This window comes from Shewanella indica, from assembly GCF_033842865.1.
Classification (GTDB): domain Bacteria; phylum Pseudomonadota; class Gammaproteobacteria; order Enterobacterales; family Shewanellaceae; genus Shewanella; species Shewanella indica.
This window is the reverse complement of record NZ_JAWXXR010000001.1, coordinates 2,816,566-2,836,351: the sequence shown is the minus strand read 5'-3', so window position 1 is coordinate 2,836,351 and position 19,786 is coordinate 2,816,566. Positions and strand designations below refer to the sequence as shown.

Below are 19,786 nucleotides of genomic sequence, written 5' to 3'. Positions count from 1 at the left end.
ATTCGGCAGCGCTTTGTTCGAGCCTCTCCCAAGTCTCTGCAGACAGGAATGTATGTTGCCCCATGAGTAATACTCGTACTTCTTGGAAATCTTCTTTTATTAATCAGATAGTTACAACCACTTATTTCCATCATCTGATTTACCCACTTTATGGTTTAATCAACAGCGCAAACAAAGTTGCAAGCGTCATGTAACACATTTTGCGAATGTAATATAAAAAACAAAAAGTTATCCTTGCGGCGTCGCTATAATAAAGCATCTTCTAAAATAAAAGGTCGGGTCCATAGTTAGATTCAGGTCAAAACTTGTTTAACCTGAATGAGATAAAGTTCAACAAACCGGTCAAACAGGAATAACGATAATGAATTACCGCAACTGGCCTATCGCCAAACAGATCGGCACACTGGCTTTTGTGCTGACAATTTTGGTGTTTGGCGTTCTGAGTAGCATCTCCTACCTGACAGCCTCATCTACCCTGAAAGAGAAAGCGATAACCGCCATGGAGCAACAGGTCCATGGAGTCGATGATCTGCTGGCATTGCAATACGAGAGCTTGCTATCTCTGGCTCATCGCAATGCCGATGTATTCAGGGCCATGTATCCGGGCCAATTCCATAAACCGGAAAACAAGACGGTTAGAGTTCTTGGAATGGATACCCCTGCATTGATGCATGAAAAGGAACAGCTCAACTCTTCCCGCAGTAAAGTTGACCGATATGCCAACCTCACCGGCGGTAATGCCACAGTATTCGTTCGTGACGGCGATGACTTCCTTCGTATAGCAACCTCACTGAAAAAGGCCGATGGCAGCCGCGCGCTGGGGACTTATCTAGGCACAAAACACCCGGGCTATCAAAAACTTATTCAGGGTCAGGACTATGAGGGCTATGCCAAGCTGTTCGGCCGCGACTATATGACAGTTTACCGTCCGGTCAAAGACGTTCAGGGCTCGGTGATAGGTATTCTCTACATAGGTTTCGACATTAGCGATTCCCTGGTTCAGCTGCAGCAATCGGTCAAACAGCTTCGCCTGGAGGAAAGTGGCACCTATCTGCTGCTGCGCCGCGCCGACAAAGTGGTAGTGGCTCATCCAAGTTTACCTCAGGGTCAAACCATCACAGAGGCCGATCTGGACGGCATGCCACTTGATGAACTAATGAACAGTGAGGGAGTTAAAAGCTACCTCAATGGCAAAGGCGTGGAGATGATTGCCTACAGTGCCACTATCCCCGGCTGGAACTGGGAGCTTATTGGTCAGGTTAAGGCCGCCGAGCTGAATGAAGAGAGCCAAACTCTGCTGCTGATCAATGCCATGGTCGCCGTGGTTGGCATTTTGGTTATCACTATTTTGCTCTCTGTTGTACTGGTACGCACCGTCAGGCCGTTGCAAACTCTGCAACGTCATATGGAAAACCTGGGCAAAGGCGATTTCAGCCAAGCACTGCCAAAACTCGACAGCCGCAGCGAAAACGAAGTGGTGCGGATAAGCAACAGCGTCACCGAAATGACCATGGGGCTCAAGCAACTGCTTCAGGCGCTGCAAGGCTCGGTACAGACGTTGGAATACCAGGCAGAACAAGCCCAGGAAGTCGCCCGTCTCAACGGCGATGAAGCCCAGGCTCTGATGGCTCAAACCGATCAAATCGCAACCGCTATCGAGGAGATGTCCACCTCGATACGCGATGTCGCCAATCACGCCGGAGAAAGCGCCAACCAGAGCCAACAGGTGGACGAAGCCTCCCGCGCAGGTCACCAGCAACTGACTCAGGTAGTACAGGGACTGGAAACTCTCAGCATACAACTGAGTGAAAGCCATATTGCGGTCGAAGGTGTAGCTAAAGAAAGTGAAGCTATCAACACCATTACAGAAGTTATCAATGGTATCGCCGAACAAACCAACCTGCTGGCACTGAATGCCGCCATCGAAGCCGCCCGAGCCGGTGAACAAGGACGCGGTTTTGCTGTGGTGGCCGATGAGGTGCGCACCCTTGCAAGCCGCACCCAGGCGTCGATTTCGGAAATCGGTCAGACCATCACTTCGCTGCAAGCCAAAGTCAAAGATACGGCTATGCGCATGGATCAGAGCCATCAGTTGGGTAATCGCTCCGCCGAGCAGGGAGAGGAAGCCAACAATCAGTTAACTGCCATTGCCCAGCGAATTGCCGATCTGGCCGTATCTGTCAGCAGTATTGCCAGCGCTACCGAACAACAAAGCGCTGTAGCCGAGGAAGTGACCCGCAACCTGCATCAGATAACCGATCTGGCCCGTGAAGGCGATATCCGTGCCACAGAAACAGTCACCTCAGCCAAAGAGCTGACAGAGTTGGCCGCCGCACTGAAAAAACAGATAAGTGTCTTCAAAGTCTGAGAAATGAGGAAGTCTCGGCAAAAGTAAAGGCTGAGAAATGACATGGAAAACACTTGATGCCATAAGCCGCCCAAATAGAGAACCCAGCTAAGCTGGGTTCTCTTGTGTTATAGCAAGGGTTACTGCAACTTCAGTTGCAGTAACCCAGATAAGCGGTCAATCCTTTGCAATGATTATCGCAATAATTATCGACTCGTATTCTCAGGGCGTTAACCGAAGAACAAACGCCAAAGCCAAGAGGCGTCCAAATCTTCCTTGCATTGATTGTACTGGGCAGCATAACGACGGGAGCGATTGTCCACCTTATCGGCCACCCGCACCAGCCAGGCCTTGCTGCGGTAACTGCCACGTTTGTAGCCGCCCCAGCCTTCGTGATAATTGAGATACTGGTTACGGGCGTCCCACTTGGACACGCCATTGATCTTATGGCTCTTGTAGATAAACCAGCCCATAAAATCCATTGCATCATCAAAATCGCTGCGACTGGCCCAGCTGTTGCCGGTCTCACGCACATAATCGTCCCAGGTCATGGTCTTGGCCTGGGCATAACCATAAGCGTCACTGGCGCGCCCGATGGGAATGATCCACAAGAAATATTCCATAGGTGGCGCCGCATTATGCTTGAAGGAGCTCTCCTGATACATCATAGCCAAGGGCACATGCACGGGAACGCCCCACTTTTCGCGGGCATCCTTGGCGGCGTTGTACCAAGATCTGTGCTCTTTGAAGATGGCGCAGATATTATCGGGATCTTTGGGAGGCGAAGTGGCGCAGCCGCCCAAAAACAGGGAAGCGGCAATCATAAGCGCCGGGGCAAATTTGGATAACAACTGTTGCTTCACGAGAAATCTCACGGCTTTCAAAGGCCAGGCCTTTGCTTGAACTTGAGCTCAAGTGTCGCCCGAGTCAAACATCAAATGCAACCTGAGCCTCTGAAAAAGTGAGCTTTATTGCGTCTTAGGAAGTTCACATTCATGAACTTCCTGTTGCCAAACCACAGGCTCCCAGTAGTCGGTATCTTTGCCGGTATAGCGCCTGTCGGTATTGAACTTGGCCGCCAGGTGATAACGTTGCCCGGCTTCCACCTGCAACTTAAGTTCCTTGGGCGTACGGGCCGACAGCCGTACCTTGAGCTCAGGTGAATCTATCAGCTCAGAGACGGTAAAACTGTGTTCACCCGGTGGTAACTGATAGTTGGGTTTAGAGATCACAGGTTGGCCATCAAGATGGGTGACCACCAGGCGATAAAACTGCTGCTCCCGATCCGGCTCCAGATAACCTGAAACCGTACCACATTCGCGCCCGGGCTCAGGAGCACTGGCGCAGGCCGACAGCAACACTGCTGCGGCCGAGATTAACAACAAAGACTTCACTGACTGACTGCTTCCTTGGCTGGTTCATCGGCAAAATACTGAACCAGAAAATCATCAAAACTCAAACCTTCTGCGGCTTCCAACTGCAACTGACTCTCGATTGAGGCCTGGGCTTCAGCTTCAAAAGAAGCCAGCGCCGCGGCACTCAGCGGATAATTCAGCAGCTGCTGCTGATATTCTTTTGCCAATGCCATCACCCAGGCGCCGTGATCCAGGCCCTTGTCCGCCAGGGTCTTCATCACCTGCCCAGACAGGGTTTCATTCGGGTCGATAACGGCTTGATGCCACTTGGCCAGCGCCTGCTGATATTGGTCGTCATCTTTTCCATCGAGCAGCTCGGCCAATTGCTGCAACTCGGCAAACAGAGCCAGCATCCACTGCTCGCGCGCCACAGGCACGCCATTTTGATTCAGCATCAAACCAGGTTTACGCCCTTCCAGCACCACGGCCTTAAGATTGGCGCCTATCTCTTGCTCACCGGCGGCGTCTGTGGTCGCCGAAGGACTCAACAAACAGTAGAGCAGGAACAGATCCAGAAAACGCACCTGAGAGGCTTCAATACCGATAGCACTGAAGGGGTTTACATCCAGCGCCCGCACTTCGATATATTCCACCCCGGCTCTTGCCAACGCCTCGGAGGGTTTTTCACCGCTACGGGTCACCCGCTTGGCGCGAATGGGGGCATAGAACTCATTTTCTATCTGCAACACATTGGCGTTGAGCTGGCGATATTCGCCGTCGACTTTCACCCCTATGTTGGCAAAGTTGTCCGAAGGCATCTTGATAGCGGCACGGATCCCCTGAAGGTAATCCGCCAGCGAGTTATAGCTGATACTGAGCCGCTCCTGTTCCTTGTTGGTGTAACCCAAATCACTCATTCTCAGTGAGGTGGCCCAGGGTAGATACAGGGTGCCAAGGCCCATTTTTTCAAAATCCAGCTCTGTCTGCTGCTCTTTGATGAAAGAGTGGCACAACGCCGGCGAAGCACCAAACAGATAAGGCAGCACCCACACCAAACGACGATAGTTGCGGATAAGGCCGAAGTAACGTTCCGAGATAAAATCACAACGGGAAACCGACTTATCACTCTGGGCATAGAGCAGATCCCAAAGCTCATCAGAAACCGAGAAGTTAAAGTGCACCCCTGAGATGATCTGCATCAAGGCGCCGTATCTGTAGGTCAGCCCCTTGCGATAGAGGGTCTTCATCCGCCCAGCATTGGAACTGCCATATTGGGCAATGGGAATATCCTTCTCGTCGCCCACATAGCAAGGCATGCTCACGGGCCAAAGCTGTTGTCCCTTAAGCTGATTGAGAGTAAAAGCATGGGTTTCGGTGAGGCCGGTGAGCAGCTCATCTATGCTGTGGGTAACCGGCGTAATGAACTCGAGCAACGCCTCACTGTAATCGGTTGTGATCCGCGAGTGAGTCAGGGCCGAGCCCAGGGTTTTGGGGTGACCATCCATAGCCAGGTGCCCGCTGGCATCAATTCTCAAGGCTTCTCGCTCAATCCCACGGCGCATATCCTTAAGTGCGGCGCGACCTTCGGCTCCTTTGAGCATTGCGACAGATTCGGTAAATGACTTCAAATTCTTGTTCTCTGCTTGGGCGGCCTAAGCCTTTATCTGGCCAATAGACCCGGGCATACCTGCTCCGCTTTCATCTTTTGGTATTCAGCACCAAAAGGCACAGGACTGCTCTGTGTGACGGTTGCCCAAAAATAAAGCCTAAGCGGCCTTTCAGGCAAGTGTAATTTAAAAGACACAGGCGGTGATGCCCTTTCAAGCATCACCGCCTTGCGTAGTGGCAAGCGAGTCGTAACCCGCTGCGGTTAAGATCAATATGGGGTCAAAGTGGCCGTTTTACAAGGGCAGATTGATCACTGAATAACCCATTGCCTTAATACCGGGCTCAATAAGATTTTTATCCCCGACCACCAATATCTGCATGCTGGCAGGATCCAACCATTCTTTAGCCAATTCATTGAGGCTGCCCAGCGTGGCATCATTGATAATCTCATCCTGACGGGCGGTAAAATCATCGCTCAGACCGTACTTCTGGATCATACGGATAAAACCGGCCTTTTGGTAAGGCGTTTCATAATCCAAAGCCTTACCCTGAGAAATAGAAGCCCGCATAAAGTTAAGCTCTTGTGTCGTCATCCCCTTATCATGATAAGTCTTGAGCTCCTTGATAAACTCGGCCAGCGCCTTGTCGGTGACATCACTGCGAACGCTGGCACCCGCTTTGAAGTAGCCCTGCTCAATCCCACCACTGAAGAAGCTGCGGGCACCATAGGTGTAGCCCTTGTCTTCCCTGAGGTTAAGGTTGATACGGCTATTGAAGGCGCCGCCTAAAGGATAGTTCATCAAGTAAGCCTTGAAGAAGTCGCCCGTTGCATCGTAAGGCAGGGCGCGCTTGCCTATGCTGATAACCGACTGGGCCGCTCCCGGCTTATCGATAAGGAATACCACTCCGGGTTTGCTCTCGGGCAGCTCACTCAAGGCCGGCAAAGACACCGCCTGACCGCCCCAGGACTCTAATCCCTTGAGCTTGCCGATTAACTGCTCGCGTGGCAGGTCGGTTACCGCCACCAGTTGAGCGTTACCGGCGCGATACTGCTCCTTATAGAAAGCCTTGATATCATCGAGCGTCAGCTGGCTGACACTCTCAAGCGTGCCGTTATCATTGACACCGAGACTGGTCTGGCTGCCAAACAGCAACTTGCTGAATCCCTCTTCGGCCAGATAGTTGGGATCCGATGCCAGATGTTGCAGGCTCTGCAACTGTTGCTGTTTTACCCGCTCGAAATCGGCTTCCTTGAAGCCTGGCTCAAACAGCCTTTCTTCGACTATCGCCAGGGTCTTATCCAGGTTTTCGGTCAAGGCCGAGATCCGGATGCTGCTTTGATAACCGCTACTGTCAAACACCACGGAAGATCCCAGCAGCTCCAGCGCCTGAGCCAGTTCTTCACTGCTGCGTTTGGCGCTGGACTCATTGAGCATGGCCGCCGTCAAACCGGCGAGCCCGGCCTTTTCCACCGGCACCAGTCTGTGACCGCCGTTGAGGTAGATGACCAGCTCGGTAGTGGGCGTTTCATGGCTTTCAGTGCCCATGACACTGATACCGTTGTTCAGCTGGGCAGACCAAAGCTTGGGCACCTGCATGGAGGGCGCCTTGCCGGCAGCGGGGATCTTACTGCGATCGAAACTGCTGTTGGCACTTACGGCCTGCTGCAACCCGGCAACGGCTTCGGCGGCAACCCTTGGCTCAGGCGGGGTGAAGTTATCGGCCTTGGCCACCAGCGCCTTGGCGCCCATGGGCACCACACTCATCACCACACTGGGCTTATCCTTGATATAGCGCTTAAATACCCGCATCACATCTTCTTTGGTCACTGCATCATAACGGGCTAAATCTTTGGCTATCTGATTGGGATCACCGGCGAATGTCTGGTTATAGGCCAGGTTGGACACCTTACCCGAGACACTCTGCAGCGAGAAGATACTGTCGGCGCGGAACTGCACCTTGACCTTCTGCAGATCTTCATCTGTGACGCCCCGCTGTTCAAATTCGGCGATCGATTCGCGGATCTTGTCCTCTATCGGCGCCAGTGCTCCGCCCTTGGCCGGATTGGCCAAGGCGTAGATGGACATTTGACAGGCAAGCTCCTGGCAAGGATGACTGACCCCGGCCTGCACCGCATAACCATCTTTCACCAGATTCTTGTAAACCAGCGAGGTCTTGCCGCCACCGAGAATATTGGCCAGCAGATCCAGCGCAGCCTCATCCTGGTGACGGGCATAAACGGTTGGGAAGGCCATGCGGATGAGAGGCAAATGAACCTTATCTTCCATCGAGATATAGCGGCTCTTGTCCAGCGTTACCAAAGGCTTGGCCTCGTCTGCGACTTCAGGCCCTTTGGGAATATCGCCAAAGTACTTGCTGACCCAGGCCAATGTTTGCGTGGTATCTATATCGCCGCCTATGGTCAGAGTGGCATTGTTGGGGCCATACCAGCGCTGGAAAAAGTGTCTTACATCATCAGGCGTGGCGCGGTCGAGATCCTCGGGCCAACCGATAACAGGCCAGGAATAAGGATGACCGGCGGGATAAAACGCCTGATTGAAACGTTCATTCATCCGCCCATAAGGACGGTTATCGATACGCTGGGCCCGTTCGTTTTTCACGGTTTCCCGCTGCACTTCAAATTTCTTGTCGGTCAGGGCCGGAAGCAGGTAACCCATGCGATCCGACTCCAGCCAAAGCATTTTTTCCAATTGATTACTGGGAACAGTTTCGAAATAGTTGGTGCGATCTGTGTTGGTGGTGCCATTCAAGGTGCCGCCGGCCTCGGTGACTATCTTGAAATGCTGTTCATCGGCCACATTCGCAGAGCCCTGGAACATCATATGTTCAAACAGATGGGCAAAACCACTGCGTCCGGCCTGCTCTCTGGCCGAGCCCACATGATAGGTGACATCCACATGCACCAGAGGATCAGAATTGTCCTGATGCAGTATCACGGTCAGGCCGTTGGCCAAGCGATACTTGCTGTAAGGGATACCGACTTCACCGGCCTTGGGGGTGACCGACTCGATGAGAGTCACTCCTGCCGGCAGTTGTACCGAGGAAACCTCAGTCAATCCTGTGTCGGTTTGCACTGAGCAACCCGCCAATGCGGCCGAAATTGCCGCTGCCAATAACCATTTCTTCAAAATGTTACTCCTTCAACCAGAAACCAAACTCAAAAAACTCATTGCAGCCACTCTAAAGCCAACAACACAATTATCAAATAGCGCAGGCCCTTGCCTGTCAAAATCATCAGAGTGGATTTTGTAAGAGGAAGTTTCATCCAACCTGCTAAAAGGCACAGAATATCGCCAATAAGCGGCACCCAGGAAAGTAACAAGGCCCAATAACCGTAGCGCTTCAGCAACGCCAGCGCCTGCTTGTGGCGACCGCTGTCGAGTTGCTCAGGCGTGACCGCCTTGCGCCCCAAGAGCCCAAGTAGATAGCTGCTCAAGGCCCCCAAGGTGTTGCCTATAGTGGCGCTAAGCAGCAGCGGCCATGCCATCTCCGGCTGCTTGTCCAGCAAAGCCAGCAACAAGACTTCCGAGCCTCCTGGCAGCAATGTCGCCGCCAAAAAAGCGCCGCTGAACATCAGCCAGAGTTCCCACATAAGATACCTTCCTGCATACTGCTTGAATCAAAGGCCCGTCCAGGCGGACTTTAAAGATAAATGGATAAAGACTGATTTTTTTAGTGCTGAAAGATATAAGAAAATGGCGCCCTTGCCCAGCTAAGTCTCAAGCATTCCAGCATACCATCGCCATAAAACAGTAACAGCTAGCGGGCAAAACCCGCCCGAAGAGGGACAAAGAAAGGAGTCTTAAATGCAGGAGCTGAACTTTATTCAATCTGTTCAGGAGCGGGATATTGATTTGATGTTGCTGGAGGAATTCCATACCTCAACGGCCTTCTGCAATTGGTTGGCTTCCCGTGTGTATGAATTCCCCCACGCCGTAGAGTTTGTCGGCGCCTGGCATTCTGTCATTCACAATCAATACGGCGAGTCGGATCTCGTGCTGATTTTCAAGGCCAATGACGGCTCCCATCAAGCCATTCTTATCGAAAACAAGATAGATGCAACGCCACAACAGCAACAAGGATTAAGGTATCGCTATCGCGGCGAACATGGGATAGAACAGGGCCATTGGGTTGATTTTCGCACTTGTCTCTTGGCTCCACAAAAGTACCTGACATCCAACAATGAGCCCTATGATAAAACCATCGCCTATGAGGAAATCATGGCATACTTTGTCGCCCAAGGGGTATGGTACCGAGCACGGCTTATGGCCGAGAGCATCAGCAAGCAAAGACGCGGATACCTGCCCAGCATTAGCCCCGAAGTCACAGAGTTTGCCAGGTGTTATCTTGAGTTTGCGAAAATACATCACCCGGAGTTGAACCCGGAAACCCCCAAAAACCGCGCCGCCGGACATTCTTGGCTGCATTTCTATCCGCTGCTGCCCAATAAACATATCCGCATCGTTCATCAATTGGCCGGAAGCCTGGTCAAAATCATGTTTCTGGGCGCGGCCGAGCAGCTTGATATGCTCACGCAAGCCTTCGGTGCATTTGCAAGCACTGGACTCGTGATCAAACGTTCCGGCAAATCTGTGGTGATGGAACTAGCTACGCCCCCCATTGACCCTTTCAAAGACAAATTCGAAGATGTCCTGCCGCAAGTAGAGCGAGCCATTGCCCAAGCCAAGAAACTGAGACAGATGTTAATTCAGGTGCTGGCAGATAAAGGCATTGCAGCGAGCAATATTCAAGCATCTGACTGGTACTCCGGGAGTATCCCAGTCTATGATTAAGCCATATCTCTTTGAATAGTGAGCAATCATGGCCCGTCTCTTGTTTCTGCCTATTATCCTTTCCCTATTTTGGATGGCGTTTTTACACTTCAATAAAGTCCCTTTGGCGCAGGGGAAACGCGGTTTTATTTGGATAATTGGCGTCAGCGGCGCCTTGATTGCCCTACTGTCATTAGCCATCTGGCTGACGGCCTAAGCTTTTGATATGAGCCCTTAAAATAAGTGCTTGAACTGACCCAGAGAGTACCAAAACCCGTTCGTTGCGGATTGTTCTCTAGCGAGCCTTAAAACAGATAACCGGCGCGGCACACTGGCTACGCCGGTTATCTTTCAACGTCATTGAACTCAGGGATTCAGCGAGCAAAACGCTCAGTTGCCCAATACCGCCAGCAGAATACCGGCAGCGACCGCACTGCCCAGCACACCGGCCACATTGGGGCCCATGGCGTGCATCAACAGGAAGTTTTGCTGATTGGCCTCTAGCCCCACCTTATTCACCACCCTGGCGGCCATGGGAACGGCCGAGACCCCGGCGGCACCGATTAAGGGGTTAACCTTACCACCACTGAGTTTGCACATAAGCTTGGCCATCAAGACCCCGGCAGCGGTGCCAATGCTGAAAGCCACTGCCCCGAGCAGCAAGATCCCCAGTGTCTCGACCCGAAGAAACTGCTCGGCCGAGAGCTTGGAACCCACCGCCAACCCGAGGAAAATGGTGACTATATTGATAAGTTCGTTCTGCGCCGTGTTGGAAAGTCTATCCACCACCCCGGACTCACGCATCAGATTTCCTAAGCAGAACATGCCCACCAGGGGGGTCGCCGTCGGCAAAAACAGTATGGTCATTCCCAGCACCATAAGGGGGAAGATGATCTTCTCCTTCTTGCTGACTTCCCGCAGCTGTTCCATCTTGATCTGCCGCTCGGCTTCCGTGGTCAAGGCCCGCATGATGGGAGGCTGAATGAGCGGCACCAAAGCCATGTAGGAGTATGCCGCCACCGCAATGGCTCCCAGCAAATCAGGCGCCAGTTTGGAGGCGAGAAAAATGGCCGTCGGGCCATCGGCGCCGCCTATGATGGCGATGGCACCGGCATCTTGCATACTGAACTCAAACCCGGGCACCAGGTTCAGGGCTATCGCACCAATCAGGGTGGCGAAGATCCCGAACTGAGCAGCAGCTCCCAACAGCAGCATCTTGGGGTTGGCTATCAGGGCACCGAAGTCTGTCATGGCGCCGACCCCCATAAAGATCAGCAGCGGAAAAACCCCGGTATCTATGCCCACATGATAAACATAGTAGAGCAGCCCATTTTCCTCGGTAAAACCTGCGTTGGGGATATTGGCCAAAATGGCGCCGAAACCGATGGGAAGCAGCAGCAATGGCTCAAACTTGCGCACTATTGCCAGATACAACAGCAAGGCGCCGACCAACATCATCAATGCCTGCGGCCAGGTAAAGTGCGCTATTCCCGTCTCGGACCAAAAAGCGAGTAAACCATCCATCATAGCTCCTTAGGCCAGTGCCAACAGCTTGGTACCGACGCTGACGGCATCGCCTTCCTTGACCAGGATGCGGCTGACAACACCATCGGCCTGAGCCCGGATCTCAGTTTCCATCTTCATCGCTTCGAGGATGATAACGACATCACCGGCGCGAACGCAGTCGCCGGCGGCCACCTGTACCTTAAAGATATTGCCGGAAAGAGGCGCGCTCATCTCCAGTTCCGGGCCAGAGGCAACAGCAGAAGCCTGCACAGGGGCAACCTGCGGCTCAGCCACAGGCAAAGGCGCAACCTGACTGATATCACCGCCCTCACTGACCTGCACCACAAAGCGCTGGCCCTGCACATCCACGGTATAAACCTCGGGCTGACGACCACCGGCCTTGGTTTGAGTTGCTTGTGGCTGAGGAGCTTCCAATTCTGGCTTGGGTTCAAATGCCGCAGGATTGCCACGATTCTTAATAAACTGCAGGCCGATTTGCGGGAACAGGGCATAAGTCAGCACATCATCATCGCGCTCTTCGCTGAGGCTCAGACCTTGCGCCAACGCTTTTTCGGCCAGTTCGGCCCGCAAATGTTCAAGCTCGGGTGCGAGCAGATCGGCCGGGCGGCAACTGACAGGCTCCGCCCCCTGCAACACCCGCTGTTGCAATTCACTGTTGACCTTGGCCGGGGTGGCGCCATATTCGCCCTTGAGTACTCCTTCCGTCTCCTTGGTCAGCGACTTATAGCGCTCACCCATCAGCACATTGATTACCGCCTGGGTACCGACAATCTGAGAGGTGGGGGTCACCAGCGGAATAAAACCCAGATCTTCCCGCACTCTTGGGATCTCCTCGAGCACTAGATCCAGCTTGTCCTCGGCGCCCTGCTCTCTGAGCTGGTTTTCCATATTGGTCAGCATGCCACCCGGCACCTGAGCCCGCAGAATGCGTGAGTCTATCCCCTTGAGTGCCCCTTCGAAACGGGCATATTTTTTTCTGACCTCACGGAAATAGGCGGCAATCTCCTCCAGCAGCGCCAAGTCATAGCCTGTTGCCCTATCGGTGTCTTCGACCATGGCAACCAAGGTTTCGGTGGCACTGTGACCATAGGTTTGACTCATGGAAGAAATGGCAGTATCCAGCACATCGACCCCGGCCTCTATCGCCTTTTGATAGGTTGCGGTTGATAACCCTGTGGTGGCATGGCACTGCATGGTGATCAAGAGATCGGTTTCCGACTTCAAGCGGCTTATTAGCTCAAAGGCCTCCATCGGCTTGAGCAAACCGGCCATGTCCTTGATACAGAGTGAATGGCAGCCCATGTCTTCCAGCTGCTTGGCCATCGTCAGCCAGGTTTGCTGTGTATGTACGGGGCTTGTGGTATAAGAAATTGTGCCCTGGGCATGGGCACCAACATCAATCACGGCTTTCAGCGCCGCTTGCAAGTTGCGCACATCATTCATGGCATCGAACACCCGGAATACATCGACCCCGCTCTCATGGGCGCGCTCGACAAACCGGGTCACCAAGTCGTCACTGTAATGGCGATAACCCAGCAAATTCTGGCCCCTCAATAACATCTGCTGCGGGGTATTGGGCATGGCCTGTTTCAGCGCCCGGATCCGCTCCCAGGGGTCCTCACCCAAATAACGGATACAGGCATCGAAGGTAGCACCGCCCCAGGATTCCAGGGACCAGAAGCCAACACTGTCCAACTTGGCGGCGATTGGCAACATATCGTCGATACGCATTCTGGTTGCCAATAATGATTGGTGAGCATCCCGCAGGACAACGTCGGTTAATGCTAAAGCTTTACTCATCTTTCTTATCCATCAGATTACGGCAGTTAAGCCTGTTTGCGGTATTGGTGAATGGCACAGCTAATAGCTGCCAACTGTTGCGGCGTGGGCGCACCGGCCTGGGGCGCGACTGTGAATTGCGCCCCTCCCATGCCCTGAGTTTGTGACTGACTCTGTTCCAAATTGGGTTTGGGGGCCAAATAGCGTGCCGATACTCTGATCCCCAAAATCAGCAGCCCCAAGAACAGATAAACCAGCCCCATACCAAGCAGCATAATCCCCACAGCTTCCAAGAGTTGCTCAGAAAGCGACATTATATCTTCCTCATTTTGTTAACAGATTGGCAGGCCTTTTCCTGTCTATGATTTGCTTGGGGCGATAACGCTCACTCCCCCAGGAGCTAACACCAATAATAAATATGCGAAAAAATATGATTTTCTGTCATTAGATGTTTTAGCCTAGCAGGCCAGCCTCTGCCAGACTATGTGACTTAGGTCAAAAACGATAACCAATCTATAACAAACAACCCCTACCCATGTAAATTGGTCATACCAAAATAAATCAATAAAAGTTCAAAGAGGATGATGATTCATAAATATTCATCTTGAGTTTTTAAGGAAAAGACAATGACACTATCAATATGAAGTAAAGCTGACATAGAGAATGTCTGTAAGACCAGTGAGCTTCAACATAGAGGCATTATGAATATAAATGGGGAGCCGTTAATTTTATCCGGGTAAGTTCGCTTCCCGCGGTGAAGTTGTCCGTGATGGATTCCCTAAAAATCAATCAGCCCGGTTAGCAGCCGCAGCCTGAAGCAACAGCGAAATGGTAAGCAAAGCAGGTGTAAGGCCCAGAGGAGGACTTTATCGCAAGGCGCAAATGAACCTGTATCTCCGCGGGCAAGTTTTCGGATAAAACACCACAGGAAAGTAATTACAAACGGGTAAGAGTCAGATAGCAAAACGCCCCGCGATTGCGGGGCGTCTTACTTCTTTGCTATTTGGTGCGCATGGAAGGAGTCGAACCTCCGACCGCCTGGTTCGTAGCCAGGTACTCTATCCAGCTGAGCTACATGCGCTTAATCCGGAACTCAGAAAGCTTGGCTCTCAGAGTATAGTAAAGAATGGCGGAGAAGGAGGGATTCGAACCCTCGATGGGAGATAAAGCCCATACTCCCTTAGCAGGGGAGCGCCTTCGGCCACTCGGCCACCTCTCCGCGTAAATTGGTGCGCATGGAAGGAGTCGAACCTCCGACCGCCTGGTTCGTAGCCAGGTACTCTATCCAGCTGAGCTACATGCGCTTAAATTCATTACGTACTTTACTTGATATCTGGTGCGCATGGAAGGAGTCGAACCTCCGACCGCCTGGTTCGTAGCCAGGTACTCTATCCAGCTGAGCTACATGCGCTTTCAGATAAGCAATTTTCTTAGCAGTCTTTAAGGTTTCAGATGGTGCGCATGGAAGGAGTCGAACCTCCGACCGCCTGGTTCGTAGCCAGGTACTCTATCCAGCTGAGCTACATGCGCTTGATCATCTTGAAAAACTAAAGCAGAAGTGGCGCGCATGGAAGGAGTCGAACCTCCGACCGCCTGGTTCGTAGCCAGGTACTCTATCCAGCTGAGCTACATGCGCGAATTGTATTCTTTACTGCTAAAACGAAAAATGGCGCGCATGGAAGGAGTCGAACCTCCGACCGCCTGGTTCGTAGCCAGGTACTCTATCCAGCTGAGCTACATGCGCGTATTTCACGTTAAGAAATGGCGGAGAAGGAGGGATTCGAACCCTCGATGGGAGATAAAGCCCATACTCCCTTAGCAGGGGAGCGCCTTCGGCCACTCGGCCACCTCTCCGTTTTCTTGGCGCACATATTACTGTTTGAAGAAAATAAGTCAAACCCTTTTTCCGAAACCTTTTCCGTTTGTCCTGTTTTTAATCAGCCCACCTAAATAACGCGCAAATCCTGTGCTATCAAGGGTTTTCCGGCGCCAAAAAATAAAAAAGCCAGTTTAAAAACTGACTCTTCTATTCCTGACGGAGGTTCACTTTGTGTCGCCTCAGAAGTTACCACCTTCAGAAGGGGTTCCGGTTTTCTCAGACTGAATACGCTGATAAATCTCCTCACGGTGCACAGAAACTTCTTTGGGTGCATTCACACCTATACGTACCTGATTCCCCTTCACACCCAGCACTGTCACTGTGACCTCGTCACCAATCATCAGTGTTTCGCCAACACGACGAGTCAAAATCAGCATTCGATTGCTCCTCTAGTTTCCATATTTTCTACACACGGCGCTCATCCGTCGTAACCATTATTATAAGGTGAGCTTAGTACAAATTAATAGTATTCAATACTAAATCCGTTGTTTAATTACACCTTATTTAGTTCAAAAGCGTGATGTAGAACTCGAACTGCCCTGTATAAATCCGCTTCATCAATAACCAAAGACAGCTTTATCTCTGATGTTGCCATCAACTTAACATGAATTCCTTCATTCCCCAAGATATCAAACACCTTGGCGGTTGCCTCGGCTCTGCGATGCACGCCGGCGCCTATCACAGAGACCTTGGCCAAGGATTTTTCAAACACCAATGGCCCCAACGACAGGCCAAGAGCCGCCTCATCAAGCACCTTTAGCGCCCAAGAGAGCCTGTCGGCATCCATGGTAAAACTGACGCCGTCATCCGTCCCCGCCTTGGTTACCAAATCAACGTCGACACCGTTTTCGGCCAACAGTGAAAATACTGCCGCAAAAGGGTCTGGTGAATCGTCAGAGCGGTTAAGACTCAGCATCGCCTGCCCTTTACTGCAAGCGATACCGGCCACTTGATTACTCTTGTCTTCACAGGCATCGAAACGGATCAGTGTGCCACTGCCGGGCTCAAAGCTGGAAAGCACCCGCAAGGGAACCTGAAAGCGCTCGGCATAAGACACTGAATCCGGGTGCAACACCTTGGCACCCAATCGAGCCATCTCCAGCATCTCTTCGAAGCTGATGGCATCGAGTTTCTGGGCGCTCGGTTCGATATTGGGATCTGTGGTATAGACACCGGCCACATCGGTAAAAATTTGACATTCCCGCGCCTTGAGCGCAGCAGCCAATGCCACCGCCGTGGTATCAGAGCCACCACGGCCAAGAGTGGTCACTTCCCCGAATTGATCCCGTCCCTGGAAGCCGGCCACTATCGGGATAATGCCCTGGGCCAGCAACTCCTGCAGATACTGAACATCAACTCGTTCGATACTGGCACGGCCAAACTGACTATTGGTATGGATTTGCACCTGAGCGGCATTGAGCGACTTGGCTTTAACACCACGTTTTGCCAGTGCCATCGCCATCAGGGCAATACTCACCTGCTCGCCGGTGGAAACCAGCATATCCATCTCCCGCGCCGAGGCTTCAGGGTCAATCTGCCCCGCCAGCGCAAACAAACGGTTGGTTTCACCGGCCATGGCAGAGAGCACCAACACCTGATGCTCGCCGCTCAATTGAGCCTTGGCAATCTGCTCGGCAATCACCTCGATACGCTCAATCGAGCCTACCGAGGTGCCACCGAACTTTTTGACATACAGTCGCTCGTTACTGCCTGAACGTACTTCTTGTGTCACATAGACCTCGTTGGTGGCGAAATTATGCCAGACGTTCAGTCAGCCAAGGCGTTACCGATGCCAATGCCTGAGGCAAGTTGGCAACTTCACTACCACCGGCCTGAGCCATATCGGGGCGACCACCGCCCTTGCCACCAACCTGCGCGGCCACCATGGCCACCAATTCACCGGCCTTCACCTTAGCGGTCAGGTCTTTAGTCACCCCGGCGATAAGGTTGACTTTGTCGCCATGAGCCAGACCCAGCACCACTATGCCAGATTGCAGCTTCTGCTTAAGTTCGTCCTGCAGACCACGCAGAGAGCCTGGGTCAATGCCTTCGACCTGTTTCACCAACACCTTGACTCCGGCAATCTCTTGCGCATCGGCAACCATATCGGCGCTGGCAGCGGCGGCCAGTTTATCTTTAAGCTGAGCAATCTCTTTTTCCAGTTGGCGGCTACGCTCCAACTGCGCCTTGAGTTTGGCGACCACAGAGTGACTGTCTGCCTTGAGCAAGTTAGCGGCATCATTCAATTCCTGCTGTTGCTCGGCGACGAAAGCCATGGCTGCAGCACCGGTTACCGCTTCAATACGGCGAATACCGGCGGCAATACCGCCTTCGGAAGTGATCTTGAACAGACCTATGTCACCGGTGCGGCCCACATGGGTACCACCACAAAGTTCAATCGAGAAGTCACCCATAGTCACAACCCGAACCTGGGCATCGTATTTCTCACCGAACAAGGCCATGGCGCCTTTAGCTTTGGCCTGCTCTATATCCATCTCGGCCGTTTGCAGCTCGTGGTTACGACGGATCTGGGTATTAACCATCTCTTCAACCGCCTTGAGCTCTTCAGGCTTAACCGCTTCAAAGTGGGAGAAGTCAAAACGCAGACGCTCAGGCTCCACCAAAGAACCTTTCTGGGTCACATGCTCACCCAATACCTGACGCAGCGCGGCGTGCAGCAAGTGAGTCACTGAGTGGTTCAGCTGGGTGCGATGGCGCAGTTTCTTATCGACTTGCGCAAGCAGCTCCTGACCCAGAGTCAGTTTGCCTTTACTCAGTTGGCCGATATGGCCTGTGGCCTGGGCATACTTTTGGGTATCGCTCACCTCAAACAGCAGACCTTCGGCTGTCAGTTGGCCCTTATCGCCTACCTGGCCGCCCGACTCGCCATAGAATGGGGTTTTATCCAACACAATAACCGCTTGCTGACCGACTTGCAGAGTGTCGACCGCCTGACCATCGACATAGATGCCGATAACCTTGCCGTTGCCGCTCAGTTCGCTGTAACCGCAGAACTCACTGTCGGCATCAATCTTCAGCCCGGCGTTATAATCGGCACCAAATTGACCGGCGGCCTGAGCCCGGCTACGCTGCTCGGCCATCGCCGCATCAAAACCCTCTTCATCGACCTTGATATTACGCTCGCGGCAAACATCGGCGGTCAGATCCATAGGGAAACCATAGGTGTCATAGAGCTTGAATACAGTTTCACCATCCAGGGTATCGCCCTTGAGTTCAGACAGGGCTACATCCAGAATCCCCAGACCACGCTCAAGTGTACGGGCAAACTGTTCTTCTTCGGCTTTCAGCGCCTTTTCCACTATGCTCTGAGTCGCCTTAAGGCCCTTGGCGGCATCGCCCATCACGTCAATAAGTGTAGGTACCAGCTTATAGAAAAAGGTATCAGTGGCACCCAGCTTGTTACCGTGACGCACGGCGCGGCGGATGATACGCCGCAGTACATAGCCCCGGCCTTCATTGGACGGCATCACGCCATCGGCAATCAGGAAAGCGCAAGAGCGGATGTGGTCGGCAATAACCCGCAGGGATTTGTTTTCCAGATCTGTTACGCCGATGATCTCGGCCGTCTTGGCAATCAGAGTGCGGAACACGTCAATTTCATAGTTGGAATGCACACCTTGCATAATGGCGGCAATACGCTCTATCCCCATACCTGTATCAACAGATGGCTTGGGCAGAGGTTCCATCACCCCATCGGCCTGACGGTTGTACTGCATGAAAACTATGTTCCAGATCTCAATAAATCTGTCGCCATCCTCTTCCGGTGTACCTGGGCGACCGCCAGGGATATGGTCACCGTGGTCATAGAAAATTTCAGTACAAGGACCACAAGGGCCTGTATCGCCCATTTGCCAAAAGTTATCTGAAGCATAAGGTGCGCCCTTGTTGTCGCCGATACGGATAATATCCTCGGCGGGAACTCCTATCTGCTTGTTCCAGATATCAAAGGCTTCATCATCGGATTGATAAACGGTAACGCACAAACGTTCCTTGGGCAGCTTGAGCTCTTCGGTCAAGAAATTCCAGGCAAAGCGAATGGCATCTTCTTTGAAGTAATCACCGAAGCTAAAGTTACCCAGCATCTCAAAGAAGGTGTGGTGACGGGCCGTATAACCCACGTTATCCAGGTCGTTATGTTTACCACCGGCGCGAACACAACGCTGCGAAGTGGTAGCGCGGCTGTAGCTACGCTTGTCCATACCGAGGAATACGTCTTTAAACTGGTTCATCCCGGCGTTGGTAAATAGCAGAGTGGGGTCATTGCCTGGCACCAGAGAACTGCTGTCGACTACCTGATGGCCATTCTTGCGGAAAAACTCCAGGAAAGCACTTCTGAGTGCTGCTGTGGTTTGGTACATAAATCGTCCTGAGTTACTTAAGCCTGAATAATGTATAAAAAGTGGTCTAAAGGCGTGCATCGCCCGGCCACTCGAGCGCTCTTTTGCCAAGCATTATAAGCATGCAGCGCCAGAATACC

General features: G+C 52.4%; 14 protein-coding genes and 8 tRNA genes. 3 read left to right on the top strand and 19 right to left on the bottom strand.

The genetic code is table 11. The annotated features are described in order from the left end of the window. Positions 1-361 precede the first annotated feature (361 nt). The gene (locus tag SIL79_RS12740; RefSeq protein WP_039034386.1) at positions 362-2,368 is read left to right on the top strand and encodes a methyl-accepting chemotaxis protein; all 2,007 of its coding nucleotides are present in this window, start codon (positions 362-364) and stop codon (positions 2,366-2,368) included. Positions 2,369-2,577: 209 nt separating this feature from the next. Here the strand turns inward: SIL79_RS12740 and SIL79_RS12735 are convergent, their stop codons facing one another. From SIL79_RS12735 to SIL79_RS12715, 5 genes are all read right to left on the bottom strand, one after another. Continuing rightward, entirely contained in the window at positions 2,578-3,171 is a 594-nt protein-coding gene (locus SIL79_RS12735) for a transglycosylase SLT domain-containing protein (RefSeq protein WP_039034419.1), read from the bottom strand. A gap of 144 nt (positions 3,172-3,315) precedes the next feature. Further along, positions 3,316-3,741, bottom strand: coding sequence for a hypothetical protein (locus SIL79_RS12730; RefSeq protein ID WP_039034387.1), 426 nt, complete (start codon positions 3,739-3,741; stop codon positions 3,316-3,318). After that, positions 3,738-5,303: a glutamate--cysteine ligase gene (gshA, locus tag SIL79_RS12725; protein ID WP_082014288.1), complete on the bottom strand. Its 1,566-nt coding sequence runs from the start codon at positions 5,301-5,303 to the stop codon at positions 3,738-3,740. Before gshA ends, SIL79_RS12730 begins: the two co-directional genes overlap by 4 nt. A gap of 300 nt (positions 5,304-5,603) precedes the next feature. Then, positions 5,604-8,459, bottom strand: coding sequence for a M16 family metallopeptidase (locus SIL79_RS12720; protein ID WP_233962523.1), 2,856 nt, complete (start codon positions 8,457-8,459; stop codon positions 5,604-5,606). Positions 8,460-8,497: 38 nt separating this feature from the next. Beyond that, on the bottom strand, positions 8,498-8,923 hold the full coding sequence (locus tag SIL79_RS12715; protein WP_039034390.1) for a YqaA family protein: 426 nt from the start codon (positions 8,921-8,923) through the stop codon (positions 8,498-8,500). A gap of 214 nt (positions 8,924-9,137) precedes the next feature. Between SIL79_RS12715 and SIL79_RS12710 the strand changes: the two genes are divergently transcribed. Together SIL79_RS12710 and SIL79_RS12705 are read left to right on the top strand one after the other, a co-directional pair. After that, positions 9,138-10,124, top strand: a complete 987-nt coding sequence (locus SIL79_RS12710; protein ID WP_233962524.1) for a hypothetical protein — start codon at positions 9,138-9,140, stop codon at positions 10,122-10,124. A 28-nt stretch (positions 10,125-10,152) separates the two neighbouring features. Beyond that, positions 10,153-10,320: a hypothetical protein gene (locus SIL79_RS12705; protein ID WP_177192625.1), complete on the top strand. Its 168-nt coding sequence runs from the start codon at positions 10,153-10,155 to the stop codon at positions 10,318-10,320. A gap of 173 nt (positions 10,321-10,493) precedes the next feature. Here the strand turns inward: SIL79_RS12705 and SIL79_RS12700 are convergent, their stop codons facing one another. The 14 genes from SIL79_RS12700 to alaS form a co-directional block, all read right to left on the bottom strand. Then, on the bottom strand, positions 10,494-11,627 hold the full coding sequence (locus SIL79_RS12700; protein WP_039034392.1) for a sodium ion-translocating decarboxylase subunit beta: 1,134 nt from the start codon (positions 11,625-11,627) through the stop codon (positions 10,494-10,496). Between the two features lie 9 nt (positions 11,628-11,636). Then, a complete protein-coding gene (gene oadA / locus SIL79_RS12695) occupies positions 11,637-13,430 on the bottom strand; it encodes a sodium-extruding oxaloacetate decarboxylase subunit alpha (protein ID WP_233962525.1) in 1,794 nt (597 codons plus the stop codon). A gap of 26 nt (positions 13,431-13,456) precedes the next feature. Beyond that, positions 13,457-13,723: an OadG family transporter subunit gene (locus SIL79_RS12690; protein WP_101096055.1), complete on the bottom strand. Its 267-nt coding sequence runs from the start codon at positions 13,721-13,723 to the stop codon at positions 13,457-13,459. A gap of 690 nt (positions 13,724-14,413) precedes the next feature. Continuing rightward, a tRNA-Arg gene (locus SIL79_RS12685) sits at positions 14,414-14,490 on the bottom strand. A gap of 46 nt (positions 14,491-14,536) precedes the next feature. After that, positions 14,537-14,628: transfer RNA gene (locus tag SIL79_RS12680), tRNA-Ser, on the bottom strand. An 8-nt stretch (positions 14,629-14,636) separates the two neighbouring features. Next, positions 14,637-14,713: transfer RNA gene (locus tag SIL79_RS12675), tRNA-Arg, on the bottom strand. Positions 14,714-14,743: 30 nt separating this feature from the next. Beyond that, positions 14,744-14,820: transfer RNA gene (locus SIL79_RS12670), tRNA-Arg, on the bottom strand. A 42-nt stretch (positions 14,821-14,862) separates the two neighbouring features. Continuing rightward, a tRNA-Arg gene (locus tag SIL79_RS12665) sits at positions 14,863-14,939 on the bottom strand. A gap of 29 nt (positions 14,940-14,968) precedes the next feature. After that, positions 14,969-15,045, bottom strand: a tRNA-Arg gene (locus SIL79_RS12660). A gap of 31 nt (positions 15,046-15,076) precedes the next feature. After that, positions 15,077-15,153, bottom strand: a tRNA-Arg gene (locus SIL79_RS12655). 18 nt (positions 15,154-15,171) lie between these two features. Continuing rightward, positions 15,172-15,263 (bottom strand) — tRNA-Ser (locus SIL79_RS12650). 204 nt (positions 15,264-15,467) lie between these two features. Then, positions 15,468-15,665 (bottom strand): carbon storage regulator CsrA, encoded by a 198-nt coding sequence (gene csrA, locus SIL79_RS12645; RefSeq protein WP_025011666.1) that lies wholly within the window; start codon positions 15,663-15,665, stop codon positions 15,468-15,470. Between the two features lie 116 nt (positions 15,666-15,781). Next, positions 15,782-17,020: an aspartate kinase gene (locus SIL79_RS12640; RefSeq protein ID WP_052248113.1), complete on the bottom strand. Its 1,239-nt coding sequence runs from the start codon at positions 17,018-17,020 to the stop codon at positions 15,782-15,784. Positions 17,021-17,042: 22 nt separating this feature from the next. Continuing rightward, positions 17,043-19,667: an alanine--tRNA ligase gene (gene alaS, locus SIL79_RS12635; protein WP_144361702.1), complete on the bottom strand. Its 2,625-nt coding sequence runs from the start codon at positions 19,665-19,667 to the stop codon at positions 17,043-17,045. Between the last annotated feature and the right edge of the window lie 119 nt (positions 19,668-19,786).

Bases quoted from the DNA above. Each gene is read 5' to 3' on its own strand.
- alaS (WP_144361702.1), bottom strand. From the start codon at position 19,667: ATGTACCAAACCACAGCAGCACTCAGAAGTGCTTTCCTGGAGTTTTTC.
- SIL79_RS12740 (WP_039034386.1), top strand. From the start codon at position 362: ATGAATTACCGCAACTGGCCTATCGCCAAACAGATCGGCACACTGGCT.
- SIL79_RS12690 (WP_101096055.1), bottom strand. From the start codon at position 13,723: ATGTCGCTTTCTGAGCAACTCTTGGAAGCTGTGGGGATTATGCTGCTT.
- SIL79_RS12700 (WP_039034392.1), bottom strand. From the start codon at position 11,627: ATGGATGGTTTACTCGCTTTTTGGTCCGAGACGGGAATAGCGCACTTT.
- csrA (WP_025011666.1), bottom strand. From the start codon at position 15,665: ATGCTGATTTTGACTCGTCGTGTTGGCGAAACACTGATGATTGGTGAC.
- SIL79_RS12710 (WP_233962524.1), top strand. From the start codon at position 9,138: ATGCAGGAGCTGAACTTTATTCAATCTGTTCAGGAGCGGGATATTGAT.
- SIL79_RS12715 (WP_039034390.1), bottom strand. From the start codon at position 8,923: ATGTGGGAACTCTGGCTGATGTTCAGCGGCGCTTTTTTGGCGGCGACA.
- gshA (WP_082014288.1), bottom strand. From the start codon at position 5,303: ATGCTCAAAGGAGCCGAAGGTCGCGCCGCACTTAAGGATATGCGCCGT.
- SIL79_RS12735 (WP_039034419.1), bottom strand. From the start codon at position 3,171: ATGATTGCCGCTTCCCTGTTTTTGGGCGGCTGCGCCACTTCGCCTCCC.
- oadA (WP_233962525.1), bottom strand. From the start codon at position 13,430: ATGAGTAAAGCTTTAGCATTAACCGACGTTGTCCTGCGGGATGCTCAC.
- SIL79_RS12705 (WP_177192625.1), top strand. From the start codon at position 10,153: ATGGCCCGTCTCTTGTTTCTGCCTATTATCCTTTCCCTATTTTGGATG.